The organism is Exilibacterium tricleocarpae, assembly GCF_007004655.1.
Lineage (GTDB): Bacteria > Pseudomonadota > Gammaproteobacteria > Pseudomonadales > Cellvibrionaceae > Exilibacterium > Exilibacterium tricleocarpae.
In genome coordinates this window covers 56,894-76,151 of the sequence record NZ_ML660089.1, presented here as the reverse complement: position 1 = coordinate 76,151, position 19,258 = coordinate 56,894, and the positions used below count along the sequence as shown (strand labels likewise).

Here is a 19,258-nt window from a genome sequence, read left to right as displayed (position 1 = left end):
CGCCTCATACCGCAGGAGCCCTGGATTTTGTATTACGGAATTTTCACTGTCAAATTTTTTCTTGTATCATTTCGATAGCAATTGGTGATGCGCTTGGCCAATGCCCGGGCTTATTCAGGAGGTGTCGGGCGACTGCGGTGTTTAACAGAATTGGGCCGCGTTTGCGCAGCACTCCGGCACCATCGCCGGGGAGTTGCCCGAGCGGCACAATAGCCGACGCAGCAATACTGGCAGCAGTACCCGAAATAGCCATACCAAAAGTAACAACATAACGATAAGCTGAATATTCAGCGTCCAGGTGACTGGCAACGAGACGATGAAGACCAAAAGCGTGACTTTTTTGCAATCGATGTTCCGCGAGCACAACACCAGCCTGTTGCGCTTTCTGACGGCAAAACTGGCAGACCCCCATGAAGCTGAGGATATCGCCCAGGATGCCTACCATAATATGCTGCGGGTCAAACAACCGGAACAGTTGGAAAACGCCAGGGCCTACCTGTTCCAGACCGCCGCCAACCTGGCCCTGAACCGCTTGCGCAAACAGCGCCGCCAGGGTAGCTGCGAGCGCACCCTGCACGCTGAGGCAGGCCTGCATAACACGGCGACAACACCGTCTACCGAGCGAACGGTCTGTGCGCAATACGAGCTGGAAGCCGTGCTGGCCGCGGTGGATACTCTTCCGGAGCAATGCCGCCGCGCCTTTATGCTGAGCCGGGCCCAGGGCAGCAGCTATCGGGAAATCAGCGTCGAGTTGGGTGTGTCGATCAGTACCGTGGAGAAATACCTGATCCGCGCCCTGGAACATCTGCGCACTCACTGCCGGCCTGGACGGCGGCAATAGCGCAACTGGTGTGAGGATATTTACCGCTGCGGTGTTAATGGAGACAGTGGCCGACAGCGCAATAACTATCGTGCAGCCCTTGAGAACAAGGCAACAGCAGTGCAATAAAGCGTTAACGACAACAGCGACGATGCACCTGGAACTGCGCAGTATCGACGCAAGGAACATCAATGCAAGCAACTAGTCCTCTGACCAGTAAATCGTTTCACCCCAAGACGGGTTTTGGTCTCCTTAACCAGCCCGGTCTCAATCCGGGTACAGCCCTTCGGGACACGCCGCTAGTACCCTCAAGCGGGCCCACCCCGAAATCACAGATTTCGGGCGTTCCGCGGGGCGAAGCAGTGCTTCACCTCTTTCCGCTCCACCCCTGTAGGCTCTGCGCCAGCATCCCTGCTGGCGAAGGTCCCGAAGGACTGTACCCGGATCGAGACCTCAGTGTCACCGAAGTGAAATTACTTCCTGGTCGAAGCACTGGATGCAAGCACCTGAACGCGAGCGATATAAACGCATGCAATCACAACGAAAGCAACGCTAATGAAAGCAACGAGCTTTTGACATGAAACCACCGACACCGGATGCAGCCGCCAGGCGCACCGCCACCGAATGGCTGGTGCGACTGCAATCACCCCAGTTGACGCCCGCGCAGGAGCAGGCGTTTTTTGCCTGGCTCAACCACAAGCCGGAACACCAGCAGGCCTATATCGAGGCGGAACAACACTGGCAAGCATTGGGGGTGGTGGAAGGTCTGCCGCACACCGGCGCCAATGACGCACCGGCATCACAGTACAACACCACCCGTAAGGACGGCGGCAGTAGCAACTCTAAAATTATTCGCGCTCGCGGTAGATGGTACCGGCGTCCGCAGGCCCTGGCCGCCACCTGCGCCGGCCTCGCTGTCCTGTTGCTGCTGCAGTTGTGGCCCGCCACCAAAACCACCCACTACCAAACCCGCACCGGCGAGCGACAGCAGGTCAAGCTGGCGGACGGTTCCGATATTGTCATCAACACCAATTCCCGCCTGCAAGTGGAACTGAAAACACAACACCGCCTGGTGCAGTTGGAAAACGGCGAGGCCTTTTTCAATATCACTCCCGATCCCCAGCGTCCGTTTGTGGTGGCGACCCCGACCGGGTCGGTGCGGGTGTTGGGCACCAGTTTTAATGTGCGCGCCAGCGCACGCGAGACGGTCGTCACCGTTGCCCACGGGCGTGTCGGCGTTGCCGGACATATGCCGGTCGACGCGCTGGTGGCGGCGGACTTCAACGCCGAGACCCAGTTGCTGAAAAACCAGCAGATTACCCTGGCGGCGGATCGAACCGACAGTCAACCACGCCGGGTGGATGCCCAGGCGGTAACCACCTGGCGCCAGGGCCGACAGGTCTACAACGGTGAGCGCTTTATCGAGGTCGTTGCCGATTTGAGCCGTTATTTCCCCGGCGACATCAAGCTCGGTGATCGGTCGTTAGAAAACATTGAGATAGTCGCCGTCATCGATCTGCAGAATAAAGCCAGTGCCATCGCCGCGCTGGAGTCGGCCTTCAGCGTGGTTGCCGTGGAGGAGTCCGCCGGCCTGGTGGTGTTGTACCCCAGCGGCCAGTTGCACGAATAAAAACATCAGCAAACCCAAAAGACCCGCAATAAAACAACGAGAACAGCCGATGGATTAAGTTTTGCTTCACAGTGTGTCTCCCAATCCCCTGCGATCGTCTAGACGGGCCCGCGTTTACAAAGTGTTTGCCGTCTATGTCATCGGCCTACTGGCGATGGTCAACCCGAGTTTCGGTGCCAAGCTGCTGGTACAGTTCGACCTGACGCCGGGGCCCCTGTCGCAATCCCTGATTCAGTTCGCCGAACAGGCCGAGGTGTCACTGCTGGTGTCTAAAACCGCCGTGGCCCACCTGCATGCCGCACCTCTGAACGGGGTGATGACCCCTTCCCAGGCACTGCAACGGCTGCTGCGCGGTACCGGTCTGGGGTATCGGTTTGTCGATCGCCAAACCGTGTCCATCTCGGCGGCGCTACTGGAGGAAAAAAAAGCGCCGGTCGCCAGCGAACCGCGCGTGACAGCGGCCACCACCCGTGCCGACGCCGGCATTGAAGAAGTACTCGTAACGGCCCAGCGCACCAGCCAGAACCTGCAAAAGGTGCCGGTGGCGGTATCGGTGTTGAACCGCGTCGAACTGGAGCGGGCGGATATCAAAGATTTAACCGACCTGGGTACCCGGGTGCCCGGCCTGACCGTTGCCTCCTACAGCCTGGGCCAGCCCACCATTCATATGCGGGGGATCGGCTCCAACGATGACGGCGCGGCCATGGACAATTCCGTGGCGGTGTTTGTCGACGACATCTATGTCGGGCGCATCACCCATATCGATCTCAATATCCTCGATCTCGAACGGGTGGAAGTCCTGCGCGGTCCCCAGGGCACTCTCTATGGCAAGAACGCCATCGGCGGGGCCATAAAGCTGGTCAGTAAAACCCCCGCCCCCGGCGCCTACCGCGAAATCAAACTGTCGTCAGGGAATTATAACTACCGCGGTGTCAGCGGTATTCTCAACGGCCCCCTCGGCTCGACATCACTGCTCGGGCGCCTGTCGTTTGACAGCCGCCAGCGCGATGGCTGGCAACAAAACCTTACCACCGGTGAGCGACAACAGGACGACAACAAATGGGCACTGCGGGGCAAATTGCTCTACCGCCCGCAGCAGCATCTGGAGGCGCACTGGAGCCTGGACGGCAGCCGGGAAAACCTCAACGCCTCGGGCCGCATACCGGTGCACAGCCGCGTTCCGCTGCGTATTCTCGATGCCGGCGGCAACCCGATCCCGCGCCGCGATGCACAGGGCCAGCCGCTGTTCAACAGCACGCCAGAGGGCGACCAACCCCTGTATGAAACCCGCCTGCCCACCGATATTTTTCGGGCCCTCGGCGGCGACCCGCGCCATGCCACCAATGACGGCGAAGGCTTTACCGACCGCTATCTCTGGGGCGCCACCCAGCGACTGGTTTACGACAGCGGCGGCGGTACCCTGACTGCCATTACCGGCTATCGCGACGGCCGCTACGACTGGGCCGAGGAGTCCACCGGACTGCCGAGTTCGACCACCGACCAGTTTGTCGACAACGCCGTGCTGGAAACCCACCGGCAGTTTTCACAGGAGTTGCGCTGGGCCCGGCAAGGGCCGGCCAACCAGTCTCTGGTGATGGGGCTTTACTACCTGAATGAATACACCCACCGCGATGAAAAATTTCCGTTCCAGGCGCTAACCGCGCGCTCCGACCAGCGCAACACCACCCGCAGCTACGCCCTGTTCGGCGAGCTGCGTTACCCGCTTTCCCCGAGCCTGGCGTTGAATCTGGGCGGTCGCTACAGTTATGACACCAAAGTGCTGCGGCAAAGGGCGGTCAGCAACGGCGCGCCGGGTGTGGTACTGGAGGACTTCCAATTGAAATCCGAAGGCGACTGGGACGATTTTTCACCGCGCCTGGCGCTGTCCTACCAGTTCAGCGACTCGGTACTGTGGTACGGCTCCATTACCTCCGGCATGAAAAGCGGCGGCTTTCAGGGAGCCCCGGGAACTCTGGCCAGCGCCAGCAGGACCATCGAACCCGAATCTGCCTGGGACTATGAGGCGGGCTTCAAATCGCAGTGGCTGCAGGACCGCCTGCGCCTGAACGTCGCCGCGTTTTATACCGATTACCGGGACTTGCAAGTGGTCCAGTTTCGCACTATCGACAACTTCGGTTTGTTCGAGACCGACAACGCCGCCTCGGCCAGCCTGCGCGGCCTTGAGGCAGAGTTTGTCATGTCCCCCTCGACAGGTCTGACGGTGTCCGGTTCCTATGCCTTCCTGCGCGCCACCTACGACAACTACAACGACCCCGAGGGTCGCGACTTCACCGGCAACCACTTGCGTCAAGCGCCCAAACACAGCGCCCATCTGGCACTGCAATACCGGCGCCCCGTATTCAAAGGCGAGCTGCACACCGACCTCGCCTATCGCTATCAGTCGCAAAGTTTTCGCGAACCCAGCAACAGCGGCACACGCCTGCCGGCGTTCCGTCTGGTGGACGGCAGTATCACCTACAGCACCCCGGACCGGCGCTGGCAGGCATCGCTGTGGGGAAAAAATTTATTGGACGAAGAGTATATCTCTCACCTCTACGTCCTCGGCGGCAACGACTACGCCCTCTACGGCACGCCGCGCACCTACGGCGTCAGTATCGCCTGGCGTTTTCACTGAATTCGGCCCAGTCATCTCAATTCTGGACAGTCACATCAATTCCGGACAGTCACAGAAATCGTGGAGGGGTGGCGGCGCTGCGGTGTTACACGCAGCACCACCCCATAATAACGACGGAGAGTGATGATGATCGAGTTCACCAGACACCGCTTTCACCTGTTGGCCCTCGCTGCGGCCGCCGGCACTTCCCAACCCACGCTGGCGCAGAGTAACGCCGGTATCGAGGAAATCCTGGTCACCGCGCAAAAACGCGCGGAGAGCCTCCAGGAGGTACCGCTCGCCATCAGCGCCTTTAGCGGCGACCAACTGCGCGAGGACGGTGTCGCCGGTCTGGAGGACATCGGCAACCGCACCCCGGGTATGGTGTTCGCCGCATTCAGCGCCGGCCAGCCGGAAATTGCCATTCGCGGTATCGGCACCAAGGAGGACGGCGCCGCCGCCAGTGACTCCACCGTGGTCTCCATCGACGATGTGTATATCGCCGCCCGCACCGCCCAGGTGTTCGATATCTTCGATCTCGAGCGGGTGGAAGTGTTGCGCGGTCCGCAAGGCACCCTGTACGGCAAGAACTCCATCGGCGGCTCGATCAATTTCGTTACCTCAAAGCCCGGCGAAAAAACTGAAGTCCGCGTGCGCCAGTCCTTCGGCAACTACGGCCGCAATGACACCGGCGGTTTGCTGAGCGGCGCCCTGGCCGAAAACCTGTTTGGAAAAATAGCCTTCAGTCGCCGCGAGAGCGACGGGTTTCTGCGCCACCTGCCGAGCGGCGACGATTGGGGCGAGCAGGAAACCCTGGCCTGGCGCGCCCAACTGCGCTGGCTACTCAACGACGACATTGAAATCATGTTCAGTGCCGACGGTGCCGATGACGAACTCGGCGCCAGCAACCGGGAACCGGTGGGCGGGGTCGGCCGCTCCGGCAACGGCGATAACCTCGACCCACTGGCAGTCAACCGGGCGCTGGGCGGTGCCGGCGACCCCTACACCACACTGGCCGAAACCGAGGGGTTTACCGATCGCCAGGTAAACGGCTACAGCGTTAAAGTCAACTGGGCCCTGGACGCGATGACCCTGACTTCGATAACCAGCTATCGCGAAAGCGACTTTGACTGGCTGGAGGATTCCGAAGGCCTGCCGCCGTCGAGCGCCGGGCCCGGTGCGCCCGCCGCCACCGGCTTCTTCCTCGACGTCAACAACGCCGCCGTTGAGGACACACAGCAGGTCACCCAGGAACTGCGCCTGACCTCGAGCGGCAACATCGCGGTGGAGTGGGTGCTCGGGGTTTTCTACAGCCTCGAAGATATCGAGCGCGCCGAGACCTTCCCCTTCACCTCTTTCGCCAGCGAACAGACATCTTTTCAGGAGAATGAATCCACCAGTTGGGCCGTCTACGGGCAGGGCTCCTACAACTTCACGGACGACCTGTCACTCACTGCCGGCCTGCGCTATTCCACCGAAGAGAAAGAAATCAAAGTCGCCAATGAGGTGACGGGAGCGGCCGTTTTACTACAGCCCTTTGACACTGTTGCGGCGGATGAGAGCTGGGACAATGTCTCCGGCCGGCTGGCATTGGATTGGGCCGTGGCCGAGGACATCCTGCTCTACGGCAGTGTTTCCACCGGCTTTAAAAGCGGCGGCTTTACCGGTTCCTCGTCAACGGCCGAACGGGCCACCACGCCGTTTGATCCCGAGGAGGCCACCAGTTTTGAAATCGGTTTGAAATCGCAGTGGTGGGAAAACCGCCTGCGGTTAAACGCCAGCGTTTTTTACACTGACTATGAGGATCTTCAGGTCACCCGTTTCTTTTTACCGGCCGGCGGCACCTTCGGTGAGTTTATTACCGAAAACGCAGCCACGGCGACCATCGATGGTATCGAAATCGAGTTTATGCTGGTGCCTACAGAAGCCTTGGAACTCGGCGGCAGTTTTGCCTATCTGAATGCCGAATTCGACGAGTTCACACCGAGTACCCCCAACGATGACGGTGCCGGCAATCCGGTTATTCCCGATTTCTCAGGCAACAAGCTGCGCCAGGCACCGCGCAAGACCGCCAGTTTTTATACCAAGTATCACTGGGATCTCGATGCCATGGGACGACTGACGGCAAAACTCGATTACCGCTTTCAAGACCACAGTTTTTACGACCCCGACAACAACGCCCAGGCAGTTATCCCCCGCTATCGACTCTGGGATGCGCGCCTGGCCTGGCAGTCCGCCAACGACCAGTGGGAGGTAGCCGCCTGGGTCAAGAACCTGCGCGAAGAGGAATACCGCACGCACGTCTTTACCCAGCGCGGTGGCGAAATCGCCTTCGCGCCGTTTGGACCGCCGCGCACCTCAGGGGTGACAGTCACCTACAGTTACTAGACAATAGCGCTACTTACGGGAGAGCCATCCATGCCAGTAACTTCGCCCCCACTGTCGCCGGCGCTGGCGCCGGTAGAGCGGCAGATCATCCGCCGTCGCCTGCAACTGCGATTCGGTTTTTCCGCCATTGTCTGCGTCCTCTACGGGGGCTTTGCCCTTGGCTATGGACCGCTGCGCGAGCTGTTTGCCAAAACCGTTACCGCCACCTCGCCTGTTGTCTTCGCCCTGGCCTATTTCGTGTTTCTGATCGTGCTGTTTTTGCTGCTGGAGTTTATCTACCTGCGGCTGGCGGACAAGAGCACCGCGATCGGTCGCAATACCCGGGCAGACGAGGCGGCAGCTTATGCGGATCGCTAAAGCCCGCCGGTTTTCACTTACCCGCGTATCCACCACCGTCGCGGCGCGATCGATGCTGCTAATCCTGGCGTCACTGGTGCCCGCCGGCGCCAGTCTCGCCGCCGGCGCCCTCGACACAGAGGCAACCCGCCAATCGCTGAACCCGAGCGCCATCACACTGTTTCTTTTATTTGTCGTCGCCACCCTCGGAATCAGCTACTGGGCCTCGAAACGCACCTCCACCAGCAGCGAGTTTTACACCGCCGGCGGCAATATCACCGGTCTGCAAAACGGGGCCGCCATCGCCGGCGATTTTATGTCGGCGGCCTCTTTTCTCGGCATTTCGGCGCTGATGTTCAGCGCCGGTTTCGACGGTTTGATTTTCGGCCTGGGAGCCTTTGCCGGCTGGCCAATCCTGTTGTTTCTCCTGTCCGAGCGGGTACGCAATCTGGGCAAGTTTACCTTTACCGACGTGGTGGCTCAGCGGCTGGAGAAAAAGCGCACCCGTGCCATCGCCGTGCTGGGCTCCATTTCCGTGGTGGTCATGTATCTGATCGCGCAGATGGTCGGCGCCGGCAAACTGATCGAGTTGTTGTTCGGCCTGCCCTATGAAATCGCCGTGGTGGTGATCAGTGTACTGGTAATTGCCTATGTCGCCTTCGGCGGTATGCTGGCCACCACCTGGGTGCAGATTGTCAAGGCGGTGCTGTTACTGCTCGGTATTACCATCATGGCCATACTGGTGTTGGTCAGCGTCGACTTCAACATCGAAGCGTTGTTGTCGCAAGCGGCGACAACCCATCCCAAGGGGACGGCCATTCTGCAACCGGGGGCGCTCTACGACGATCCCATTCAAGTGGCAACCATTTTGGTATCCATGATGTTCGGGATACTTGGTCTGCCCCATATTTTAATGCGACTGTTTACCGTGCCCAACGCCCGGGAGTCGCGCCGCTCGGCTTTTTACGCATCGTTGTTTATCGGTTACTTCTACTTACTGCTGGTGATCGTCGGGTTTGGCGCGGTCGTACACGTAACCGGAAATCCCGCCTATCTGACCGACACCGGCGCCCTGATAGGCGGCGGCAATATGGCGGCCATCCATCTCGCCCACGCCCTCGGCGGCAGCCTGTTGATGGGATTTATGTCGGCGGTCGCCTTTGCCACCATTCTCGCCGTGGTGGCGGGTTTGACAGTAGCCGGCGCCGCCTCGATCTCCCATGACCTCTACGCCGGCATTCTCTGCGACGACAAGCCGGATGCGGCGACGGAAATCAAACTGACCCGGCTTGTTACCGTAGCACTGGGCGTGCTGGCGGTGGCCCTGGGCATTGTCTTCCAGCACCAGAATATCGCCATTATTGCCGCGCTGCCGATGGTGGTGGCCGCCAGTGTAAACTTTCCGGTGCTGATCCTCTCCATGTACTGGGACCGGATGACTACCCGCGGCGCCATCGCCGGCGCCGCAACCGGCTTTGTTTCCTCCATCGGTCTGATGGTGTTGGGGCCGAACGTTTGGGTCGCTATCTTCGGTTATCAAGAGGCCGTTTTTCCTTACGACTACCCCGCGCTTTTTACCATGCCGGCGGCGTTTGCGGCGGCCTGGTGGGTGTCGGTAACCGACAGCTCCGCCAGGGCCAGCCTGGACCGGCAGAGTTTTACCGATTTGCTGATCAGGTCCGAGCGGGAGCAGTTGTAAGGCGTTCAGAAACAACAAAGGCCCCGGTAGGGGCCAAACTTGGGTATCGATTTTTACCTTAAAGTCTATGGCTCTCAGTCTCGGTATGTCTCCCGTTGTTCCGCCCAAGGTGAATCGTCTGTCACCAGGGGAATCCCGCTGTACCAAAATGTTACCCAGATACCACTCAGCCCTGCAGGAAAGTACGCACAATCAAAACCCGCGGCCACAGACTGGGACCTGCCACCCCTCGCTATAGTTGTTCCGGTGCATGGCTGATAAACTCCCGCCAGACAGCATCCATTTCCGGCAGCCATCGTTCCAGGATCGGTGTGACCGACGCCTGTGCCGAGAGACCTCTCTGTTTCTGCAGATAACAAAAAAGAAAGGCCGAAACACGAGCGTTGACCACGCAGTGAACCCAAACTTTTTTATTCTTTAACGTATCCATACAACCTGAAAACACCGCCAAATGGTCTTGATTTGGTGCATCAAACGGTACCGGGATATGAATATAAGCCATTCCCAGTGAGGTCACTATACTACCCTCGTTAACAACAGCGTTTTTATGGTCCGGCATCGCTAAATTGATCACCGCTTCATAGCCATTGGCGGCAATCTCTTCAAATTGAGCCTCAGTGGGCTGCCCGGAGGATGCGATTTTGTCCGTGATTTGAAACTGATTGAGTATACTCATGTTTATCCCAAGCTCTATTGTATGTGGTCGCTATGGCACGCCAGGCTCCGGGACATGCGTACACAGGGCGCCTCCAACTTAGCGCTAATTACCTTCAAACCGTAAAACAAGTCCCACCGCGGCAAACCCTTCATTACCTGCAAGCCTGCCTTCCATACGCCTAATGACTTTAAAGCCCTCGGAAAGATACAGCTCCAAAGCGGGGGTATTGCCCTCAAGCAGTTCAAGCTCCATTACCGGCGCCGAGTCTGCCACCGCCCGGCGAACCAGTGCGCGACCCACACCCTTCCTGTAGAAGTCAGGATCGACATAGAGCCATGCCAGTTCTCCGTCACTGTAGGCAACAAACCCCTGCACGGTGCCATCAACTTCAGCTACACAGAGCTTGTTATCGAAAAGCCCTTCATTTTCAGCCGTTTGTTCAAGCGTGAGAAACGCATCTGTGCCCACGGTTAAGCCCAGCTCATCCAGGCGTGACAAGTCGTGTATTTCGCAAAGCCTTGGCCAGTCACAAGATTTATAGGGACGAATCTTTATCATCACTGATCTCAACGACAGCCCGGCCCCGGCAACCTCCGTCACCGGCGCACTTGCTTTTCATACCGACAACGGAACGCCCAAAGCCCATGGCGCCCGCTACTGTTGATACCGCTGTAAATGATAGTCGCCGCTGCCAAAGATAAACTGGATCGTAGTCAGGCGCTTGAAATAGTGGCCGATATCCAGCTCCTCGGTAACACCGATACCCCCGTGCAGCTGCACCGCCTCCTGGCCGATCAAACGCGCGGCTTTGCCGATGCGGTTTTTTGCCGCCGACACCGCTTTTGGCGCCAGGCCGTCGCTGGCGTCCAGTTGCATGGCCGCCATCAACAACATGGAGCGGGCCAGCTCATATTCCATAAACATTTCCGCCATCCGGTGCTGCAATGCCTGGAATTTGGCCAGCGGCACACCGAACTGCTTACGGGTTTTTGTATACTCGACGGTCTTTTTATAAGTCACCTCCATCGCCCCCACCGCTTCGGCACACACCGCCAGGGTGGCGCGGTCGATAACTTTTTCGATCGCCGGCAGAGCCTGGTCAACCGGACCCAGCACGGCGCCGGCCGGCACTGTTACCCGATCGAAAGTCACCTCCGCAGCCCGTTGTCCATCCACGGTTTGGTAGCCCTTGCGGGTTACGCCCGGCGCCCCGGCATCGATAACCAAAAGGCTGATGCCGGCGGCATCGGTGCGATCGCCGGCGGTGCGCACCGACACTACCAATTGCTCGGCGGCCTCGCCGTTGAGCACCACGGCCTTGTGTCCGTCGACGATCCAGTCGTCCCCCTGCTGCTGCGCGCGCACGCCGACATCGGCCAGGTTATAGCGCCCCTGCGCCTCGGCAAAGGCGAAGGCAAGCTGGCGTTCTCCGGCCATCACCGGACCCAGTATCTCCTGTTTCTGCTGCTCGCTGCCAAGTTCGGCCACCAGCCCACCGGCCATCACCACACAGGCGAGATAGGGCTCGACCACTATGCCCTTGCCCAGCTCTTCCATCACCACCATCAGGTCTGTCGCCGAGCCGCCGAGACCGCCATCGGCTTCGCCGAAGGGCACCATCAACCAGCCGAGGTCGGCAAACAGCTTCCAGTTTTCTGTGCTGAAACCCTCAGGGGTCTGGATAATTTTTTTGCGGGTATCAAAATCGTAGTCCTGGGCGACAAATTTCGAAATACTGTCCTGCAGCATCTGCTGCTCTTCACTGTAGGAAAAATCCACGGTCGTTCTCCAAATTCGCTTACTGTTAAAATGTGTAGCCGTTAAAGACCCAGTACGGCCTTACAAATAATATTCTTTTGAATCTCGTTACTGCCTCCGTAAATCGAGGCCTTGCGATTGTTGAAATAATGCGGCGCGCTGTCGGCGGCCATACCGGGGCCGACAGGCTCGCCGGCGAAGTCCGGTTCGAATTGTTCTTTTACAAACGGCAGGCTGTAGTAACCGGCCATCTCGACATAGAGTTCATCGATGGCCTGGGCCACTTCGGTGCCCTTGATTTTCAAAATGGACGACTCAGGTCCCGGCGCCTTGCCGGTACTGACTGCCGCCAGTGTGCGCAATTCGGTGTATTCGAGGGCCATCAAGTCAAACTCCACCTCGGTGATCTTTTGCGCAAAGCTCGGGTTTTCCATTAACGTGGCGCCGCCATCGCCGGTTTCGGCGGCCAGCTTTTTCAACTGCCGCAGGCTGCGCTTCGAATTGGCCACTCGGGCAATGCCCGTGCGTTCGTGGGTGAGCAACACCTTGGCATAGGTCCAGCCCCCACCCTCTTCACCGACCCGGTTCGCCACCGGCACCCGCACATTGTCGAAGTGCACTTCGTTGACCTCGCGGTGACCGTCGAGGGTAATAATCGGTGAGACAGTGATGCCGGGAGTCGTCATATCGATCAGCAGGAAGCTGATAGCCTCCTGGTTTTTCTCCTCCGGACGGCCGGTGCGCACCAGGCAGAAAATCCAGTCCCCGTAGTGACCGAGCGTGGTCCAGGTCTTGGTGCCGTTGACGAGGTAGTCATCGCCATCGCGCACCGCGGTAGTTTTCAACGAGGCCAGGTCGGAGCCGGCATTGGGCTCGGAATAGCCCTGGCACCACCATACGTTACTGGCGAGAATATCCGGCAAAAAACGCTCTTTCTGTTCATCGTTGCCGTAGGTGTAGATGACCGGCGCCACCATTTTCATACCGAAGGGAATCACATCCGGCGCGCCGGCCTCCGCGCATTCGTTGGCCCAGATATACTTCTGCGTCGGGGTCCAGCCGGTGCCGCCGTGCTCCACCGGCCAGTTGGTCGCTGCCCAGCCCTGCTGGTAGAGCGTTTTCTGCCAGTCGATATATTCTTCTTTTTTCAGGTAGAGGCCTTTCAGCACCCTGTCGCTGTAGTGCGACGGCAGTTTCTCTTCGAGGAACTGTCGCACCTGTGCCTGAAAATCCAGCTCTGCCGGGGAGAGGTCAATATTCATGGGTAACTCCTGGTGTCGGTTAACTCGTATCGACGGTTGATCTAGTAAGGATATCGAATGCCAAACTACCATACAATTCCGCACAGTGGAATTAGTGATGCATTGACGCCTTAAAAGTGCTATAAAACCTCGCCCTGGCAACACTCTCAGCCCCGCAAACCGGCACCCCTGGGGCGGCTAACCCGAGAGCTTGGCCTTTAACTCGAGAGCTTAACCTCGTCATACTGACCGGGAGAAACCCATGTCTATTGTCAGCTACGAACTGAACGGTGATATCGGCATTGTTCGCATTAACAACCCCCCTGTAAATGCACTTTCCCATCAGGTGCGCAAGGGCATCACCGAAGCGATAGAGGCCGCCGGAACAGACACCAGCCGTGCCATAGTGCTGGCCTGCGAGGGCCGTACCTTTATCGCCGGCGCCGATATTACCGAATTCGGCAAACCACCGCAGTCCTCTTCCCTGCCCGATATGCTGCTGGCCATAGAGGCATCGGCCAAACCGGTGATCGCCGCTCTCCACGGCACTGCGCTCGGCGGCGGTTTCGAAACGGCCCTGGCCTGCCACTATCGCTGCGCCATGGCGACTGCCAGGGTGGGTTTGCCGGAAGTAAAACTGGGGCTGCTGCCCGGTGCCGGCGGCACCCAGCGAGTGCCGCGCCTGGCCGGTGTCGAGGCGGCTCTCGATCTGATCACCGGCGGCAACCCGCTGCCGGCAGATACCGCCACCCGGCTGGGGCTGGTGGACCGGGTATTTGCGGACGGCGATCTGCTCGCCCAGGCCATCGACTACGCCCGCGAGCTGGTCGCCGAGGATGCCCCGCTAAAACGGGTGCGGGATATCAACATTGACCCCCAAACAGCCCCCGCCGAGCTGTTCGAGGGCTATCGGAAAAAACTGGCCAAACGGGCTCGCGGGCAACTGGCACCGCAGCATATTGTCAGTTGTATCGAAGCGGCAGTGACCCAGCCCATGGATGCAGGCCTGCAAACGGAGCGGCAACTGTTTATCGAGTGCATGCAATCGCCGCAGTCGGCGGCCATGCGTCACCTGTTCTTTGCCGAGCGGGAAGCCGCCAAAGTCAGGGGGCTGGACAGAGACACACCGGTGCGCGGTATCCGCACCGTGGGTATTATCGGCGGCGGCACCATGGGCGGCGGCATCGCCATGAATTTTGCCAACGCCGGTATTCCGGTGACACTGCTGGAGCTTGACGACGACGCCCTGCAGCGGGGTCTGGGAATTATCGCCAAAAACTACGCCACCACCGTAAAAAAAGGCAAGTTAACCGAAGCCGAGTCGGGCCGGCGGCAAAGCCTGATCGGCGGCAGCACCGACTATCGGGACCTCGCCGAGGTCGACCTGGTGATCGAGGCGGTCTTTGAAAACCTCGATATCAAAAAGCAGGTGTTTACCAAACTCGATACAGTCTGTAAACCCGGCGCCATCCTCGCCACCAACACCTCCTACCAGAATGTCGACGCCATTGCCGCGGCCACCGCACGCCCGCAAGACGTCATCGGCCTGCACTTTTTCAGCCCCGCCAATATCATGAAACTGCTGGAGGTAGTGCGCGCCGAAAAAACTGCCGCCACAGTTATCGCTACCGCCATGAAACTGGCCAAGACCATTGGTAAAATTCCGGTCCTGTCCGGCGTCTGCTACGGCTTTATCGGCAACCGTATGCTGCGCTACTATGGTCGCGAAGCGCAACTGTGCCTGCTCGAGGGTTGCACGCCGGAACAGATCGATACCGCCATGCAGAACTGGGGCATGGCCATGGGCCCGCTGGCGGTCGGTGACCTGGCCGGGCTGGATATCGGCTATAAAGCGCGCCAGGGCCTGAGCGAGGCCGAAAAAGGCGACCCCAAAACCTACGCGGTCGCCGATATGCTGGTGGAAATGGGACGCCTCGGACAAAAGTCCGGCGCCGGCTACTACCAATATGATCCCGAAACCCGCGCCCGCACCCCCGACCCGGCCGTGCTCGAGGTAGTGGAACAGCAGGCGGCAAAACACGGGGTAAAACGCCGTCTGTTCGAGGACGAGGAAATTGTCAACCGTTTGATTTTCGCGCTGGTGAATGAGGGGGCGAAAATTCTCGAGGAAGGTATTGCCCAGCGCGCCGGCGATATCGACGTGGTGTACGTCTACGGCTACGGCTTTCCCGCCGCCCGCGGCGGCCCCATGCACTACGCCGACAGCCTCGGGTTAAAACAGGTTTACGAAACCGTGTGCAAATTCCGCGATCAGTACGGGGCCGAGAATTGGGAGCCGGCGCCACTGCTGGAGCGACTGGCCGGAGAAGGGGGAACTTTTGCAGCTTGGCAAAAATAACGGAACGGTGCCAACCGATGCACAGATCGAGCGCTTGCAACCTCACCAGTTCGATCTTATCGGCGCCATACTTGCAGCGGGTTTCAAAGACGATGCGGTGAACCTGTGGGCGTTTAACGGCAGTGACGCCTTGTTACCGGTGTTTACCGATCTCGCCCGCTACTGTTACCTGCGGCGCGGCTTCGGCCACTATACCCGGGACCAGCTTGCCGGCACCCTGTGGCTGCCGCCGGGCCAAAAAGAGAGCTGCGGCATCGCCGGCACCGCTAAAATAGGCTGGCATATTTTTCGCCACGGCGGACTGACCGCGTTTAGACGCTCGCTGGCGGCGCTGGATTTTCTGGAAAAGCGGCATCCGCAGAAGCCTCACTATTATCTGTTTACCATCGCGGTTCATCCGTCGCTGCAGGGGCGCGGCGTCGGCAGCCGACTCATGAAGGTGGCCCTGGAGGAAGTTGATCGCCAGCGGCAACCCGCCTATCTCGAGAATTCCAAACAAGACAATATTGCGTTTTACCGCAAACACGGGTTTGAGATTGTTGAAGAAGTCGTGCCGGCCGCGGGTTGTCCGCCGCTGTGGTTAATGTGGCGCGATGCCAGGTAGCGGCTGATCGCCTGCGGCGGGGATTTTGAAGATACGTATAAAGATCGGGGCACCGTAGCGCAGGCCTTTTGCCGATAGCTGCCGCTGCAATTTTTGCTCTACACCGGCGATAGAGTTTCCGCCCTTGCGCTGGAGGGAATTACCACAGATAAAAAATTACTGAAAGCGTTTCCAGATATCGCGTTGACGGCAAAGGAATACCTGACTCACCGGCCCAGAACCTAATATTGCACTTATCTAGTATCTGCTTCACGACTCCCGGCGCAACATCCGTAATTGTCTATAGCCGTGCACAACACAGTTACTGCAAATATTCACGTTTGTATCCGACTGAAACATATATTCGACATCACTGGCTTTAACACGACAATAGTGGCAAAAGGGGTTTGCCTTTGCGTCCGCCATCTTGCGGCGTGCTTTTTCTTCAATCACCTTTATACGGGCTCTGGTTTGTTCCAAGCGTTCTTGCAACTCCGCCAGAGACTTTTCTTCCGTCTTTCCACCATTAAAACCCTCTATCAGCGTTCTCAACAACCTGGCATCTTCGGAATCCATATGACTTAAGAGCTGTTTTAATCGCTGATCCACTAGTATGTCCCCAATTTGTAATAGCAGTCACTCCCACCCACAAAGCTGACATTTATATTATCAACGAGAAAAAATAACCAACCCCACGACCTCAAAGCCTATCCAACAACCCATCCATCACCTTACCCTTGTCATTCACCTGCGACAACATACCTTCCAACCCGCCCAGTCGCTCATTCAGGGGCGCAAACAAACCCTGGGTTTTTTTCAGCACCTCACCCTCTATTTTTTGCGTAAACGCCGCCGTTTCCCGGGCCAGCTCCCGCTTCAATACATCGCCCAACAATCGATCCAGATCGGAGTCGATACTGATTTGCGGCTGCTCGATATCGCCCTTTACACCAATCGTAAAGTTAACCGCGTCCAGCTCGGCCACCGCCCGCAACAGCGCATCGGCCACGCCCTCGGCACCGCCGGTAGCCGGCGCCGGCATAGAGAGCGCCTCGATGCCTATATCCACGGACAAATCCACCTCTCGACCCCGAGCGCTAAACACCGCCCCCACCTGCGCCGTGCCACTGTCGATGGTCACCGGAAACGCCGGCGCCGCCGACAATACCAGATTCTCTGCCTTCAAACCCTGTAACGCCAGGGTCATCCGGTCCTGGCCGACGGCCTGGCGGCGGTCGATACGGCCGTCCAGTTGAAACGCCGGCACCGCGTCTATCCCCTCACCTGCCAGCGCAAACGTGATCGGGTGCGGCCAGGCACCGGGCTGATCATTGAGGTGATGCAATTCGCCGCTGACACGGGCCTGGCGCTGCTCGTCGCCCGCGGACAACAGCATCTCCTTGATCAAAAACTCCGGCGCCGGCTCCGTCTCCGCAAACCTGACAGCCACGCCCTGCCCGCGCGCCGGCGGCGGTGGTGCGGCGTCATCGCCGCCGCGGCCGCTACCGCCGAGGTAGGGTTGCAGCGTTTTAAACCAGCGCCAGCCGCGATCGACCCAGCCGGCGATCTGGCGGCCGAAAATTTGCCCGGTCAAGCCCTCCAGCCAGTCACCACTTAAGCTGTACTTATTGCGGATACGCTCGACATCGGCCTGGGGCATTTTTTTCACCTCGGCAAGCTTGTCGCGCAGATAGGTCTGGGTTGCCGAAATCTCTTTGCGCAGCGCCTTTATCCGCGCTATATCGGCCTTGAAATCGGCGCGCAACGACTTGATTTCGTCACTTTTCGCCAGCAGCGCCAGCGGGTCGAAGTCCTTCGCTTTTAGCGCTCGCAAACGCTCCCGGTAGGCGGCGATATCTTCAGCGTCAGGCAGTCTGTCGATACTCTCCTGAATGTGCTCAGTCTTTTTCTCGATATCCCGTTCCAGCGCCTCGACGGCAGCGGGGGTTTGCAACTGTTCGTTCGCTACCGCTTCAGCGGGGCTCGGCAGTTCGAAGCGGGGCAGGGTCGGCGCCGGCAACAGGCCGCTGAGGCTGGTGGCCACCCGCTCGCCGAGGCGGCCACCCTCGAGAGCCCCGGATTCCTGCCGGGGGGTGTTCAATTGCACGCCGGCGACCACCATACTGTCGATATGCAGTCGCCGCCACAACAGCGGTCCGAAGGCCAAATCGAAGCGGATACGCTCAGCCTCCAGCATGTTGGTCATGGGCCGATCGGGGTTGGCCACCGCCAGGCCGCGTAACTCCACCGACTGCTCGAGCAGACTGACGCTGGCTGCCTCAAGCTCGACCCTGGCACCGACAATCTCCGTCGCGGTCGCCTCCAGGCCGTTCTCAAACAGGGTGTCGATCCATAACAGCCCCACCGCTATCAACAGGGCTATGACGGCGAAAAAGGCGCCAATACCCGGCCAACGTATCACTTGTCCCATCGCTCTACTCCCAGCCGGTTTGTGTGTAAAGGCGGTAAAACCGCGAGGCCTTGAGCACCCGCACCAAATGGGTTTTCTCTACCCAGGGCAGCAACCTGGCGCGATAGCGGTCGACGCCTGTTTTAGCCGCAAAAAACAGCGGCACCGAGAGCGCCACCGCAAACACCAGGCTGCCCAGGGTCAGGGTGTTGTTGAACTCGCTCAAACGCCCGGCGGCGGTGTTGTAGAGCAGCGTCCACATCCCCTGCAACCCCTCGGCGGTCAGCAGACTGTGGCCGAGGCGGTGAAACAGGGGATCGAGCAGATAGGCGATACCGGAGAAAACCAGGGCAAACAGCAAAAACGCGCTGATATTGACCCGCAATACCAGCACCAGGAACAGGATCAGCAGATTGTGTAACGACAGCAGGGGTGTGAGGCCCAGGATCGCCGCCAGGCACACCGCCAGCGCTATTTGCGCCGGGTTATCCTCCGCGTTGAGCACCTTCAACAGTTTCACCAGCAGACGCAGCATGATTTCCACCTTGTTAAGTTCGGGTTGTTGTTGGCAAAGAAGTTGTTATCTGCAATAGGTTGTTATTCGCAATAGATTGTCAGTTGCAAGAATCCATTAACTCGGCCACCCCCGCCGCCGCTACTGAACTGAGACAAGCGATTGCGCCGAGCGTGCCCGCCAATCCCGTGACAGTCGCAAAAAACCGGTCATATTGATCGGGGCCCTGGCATAATCGGCGATAACCT

At 59.0% G+C, this 19,258-nt stretch carries 16 protein-coding genes; 8 read left to right on the top strand and 8 right to left on the bottom strand.

Annotation, left to right across the window (positions count from 1 at the left end; all coding sequences use genetic code 11):
- Nucleotides 1–49 precede the first annotated feature (49 nt).
- Complete coding sequence (locus FKG94_RS04895) at nt 50–346, bottom strand: hypothetical protein (RefSeq protein WP_142903086.1); 297 nt, start codon at nt 344–346, stop codon at nt 50–52.
- On the opposite strand from FKG94_RS04895, the gene FKG94_RS04890 reads away from it, so the two are divergent.
- The 6 genes from FKG94_RS04890 to actP all read left to right on the top strand — a co-directional run bounded on the left by FKG94_RS04890 (nt 317) and on the right by actP (nt 9,487).
- On the top strand, nt 317–841 hold the full coding sequence (locus FKG94_RS04890; RefSeq protein WP_142903085.1) for an RNA polymerase sigma factor: 525 nt from the start codon (nt 317–319) through the stop codon (nt 839–841). The two genes, FKG94_RS04895 and FKG94_RS04890, sit on opposite strands and share 30 nt — an antisense overlap.
- Nucleotides 842–1,397: 556 nt before the next feature.
- The gene (locus FKG94_RS04885; protein WP_142903084.1) at nt 1,398–2,450 is read left to right on the top strand and encodes a FecR family protein; all 1,053 of its coding nucleotides are present in this window, start codon (nt 1,398–1,400) and stop codon (nt 2,448–2,450) included.
- A 61-nt stretch (nt 2,451–2,511) separates the two neighbouring features.
- Nucleotides 2,512–5,085 (top strand): TonB-dependent receptor, encoded by a 2,574-nt coding sequence (locus FKG94_RS04880; RefSeq protein ID WP_142903083.1) that lies wholly within the window; start codon nt 2,512–2,514, stop codon nt 5,083–5,085.
- A gap of 123 nt (nt 5,086–5,208) precedes the next feature.
- On the top strand, nt 5,209–7,452 hold the full coding sequence (locus FKG94_RS04875) for a TonB-dependent receptor (RefSeq protein ID WP_142903082.1): 2,244 nt from the start codon (nt 5,209–5,211) through the stop codon (nt 7,450–7,452).
- Between the two features lie 30 nt (nt 7,453–7,482).
- The gene (locus FKG94_RS04870; protein ID WP_142903081.1) at nt 7,483–7,809 is read left to right on the top strand and encodes a hypothetical protein; all 327 of its coding nucleotides are present in this window, start codon (nt 7,483–7,485) and stop codon (nt 7,807–7,809) included.
- Nucleotides 7,796–9,487, top strand: a complete 1,692-nt coding sequence (gene actP, locus FKG94_RS04865; protein ID WP_246124955.1) for a cation/acetate symporter ActP — start codon at nt 7,796–7,798, stop codon at nt 9,485–9,487. The genes FKG94_RS04870 and actP overlap by 14 nt, the downstream gene beginning before the upstream one ends.
- A gap of 232 nt (nt 9,488–9,719) precedes the next feature.
- On the opposite strand, the gene FKG94_RS04860 is transcribed toward actP, so the two are convergent.
- The 4 genes from FKG94_RS04860 to FKG94_RS04845 all read right to left on the bottom strand — a co-directional run bounded on the left by FKG94_RS04860 (nt 9,720) and on the right by FKG94_RS04845 (nt 13,165).
- The gene (locus tag FKG94_RS04860; RefSeq protein ID WP_142903080.1) at nt 9,720–10,163 is read right to left on the bottom strand and encodes a protein tyrosine phosphatase family protein; all 444 of its coding nucleotides are present in this window, start codon (nt 10,161–10,163) and stop codon (nt 9,720–9,722) included.
- A gap of 84 nt (nt 10,164–10,247) precedes the next feature.
- A complete protein-coding gene (locus FKG94_RS04855; RefSeq protein ID WP_179957492.1) occupies nt 10,248–10,703 on the bottom strand; it encodes a GNAT family N-acetyltransferase in 456 nt (151 codons plus the stop codon).
- Between the two features lie 96 nt (nt 10,704–10,799).
- A complete protein-coding gene (locus FKG94_RS04850) occupies nt 10,800–11,924 on the bottom strand; it encodes an acyl-CoA dehydrogenase family protein (RefSeq protein WP_142903079.1) in 1,125 nt (374 codons plus the stop codon).
- Nucleotides 11,925–11,965: 41 nt separating this feature from the next.
- Complete coding sequence (locus FKG94_RS04845; RefSeq protein WP_142903078.1) at nt 11,966–13,165, bottom strand: acyl-CoA dehydrogenase family protein; 1,200 nt, start codon at nt 13,163–13,165, stop codon at nt 11,966–11,968.
- 241 nt (nt 13,166–13,406) lie between these two features.
- On the opposite strand from FKG94_RS04845, the gene FKG94_RS04840 reads away from it, so the two are divergent.
- Nucleotides 13,407–15,503, top strand: a complete 2,097-nt coding sequence (locus tag FKG94_RS04840; protein ID WP_142903077.1) for a 3-hydroxyacyl-CoA dehydrogenase NAD-binding domain-containing protein — start codon at nt 13,407–13,409, stop codon at nt 15,501–15,503.
- Nucleotides 15,484–16,107: a GNAT family N-acetyltransferase gene (locus FKG94_RS04835; protein WP_179957491.1), complete on the top strand. Its 624-nt coding sequence runs from the start codon at nt 15,484–15,486 to the stop codon at nt 16,105–16,107. Before FKG94_RS04840 ends, FKG94_RS04835 begins: the two co-directional genes overlap by 20 nt.
- Nucleotides 16,108–16,356: 249 nt before the next feature.
- Here the strand turns inward: FKG94_RS04835 and FKG94_RS04825 are convergent, their stop codons facing one another.
- The 3 genes from FKG94_RS04825 to FKG94_RS04815 form a co-directional block, all read right to left on the bottom strand.
- Nucleotides 16,357–16,695 (bottom strand): ClpX C4-type zinc finger protein, encoded by a 339-nt coding sequence (locus tag FKG94_RS04825; RefSeq protein ID WP_142903075.1) that lies wholly within the window; start codon nt 16,693–16,695, stop codon nt 16,357–16,359.
- 91 nt (nt 16,696–16,786) lie between these two features.
- Nucleotides 16,787–18,517, bottom strand: a complete 1,731-nt coding sequence (locus FKG94_RS04820; RefSeq protein ID WP_142903074.1) for a TIGR03545 family protein — start codon at nt 18,515–18,517, stop codon at nt 16,787–16,789.
- Nucleotides 18,518–18,521: 4 nt separating this feature from the next.
- The gene (locus FKG94_RS04815; protein WP_246124952.1) at nt 18,522–19,031 is read right to left on the bottom strand and encodes a TIGR03546 family protein; all 510 of its coding nucleotides are present in this window, start codon (nt 19,029–19,031) and stop codon (nt 18,522–18,524) included.
- Nucleotides 19,032–19,258: the final 227 nt, after the last annotated feature.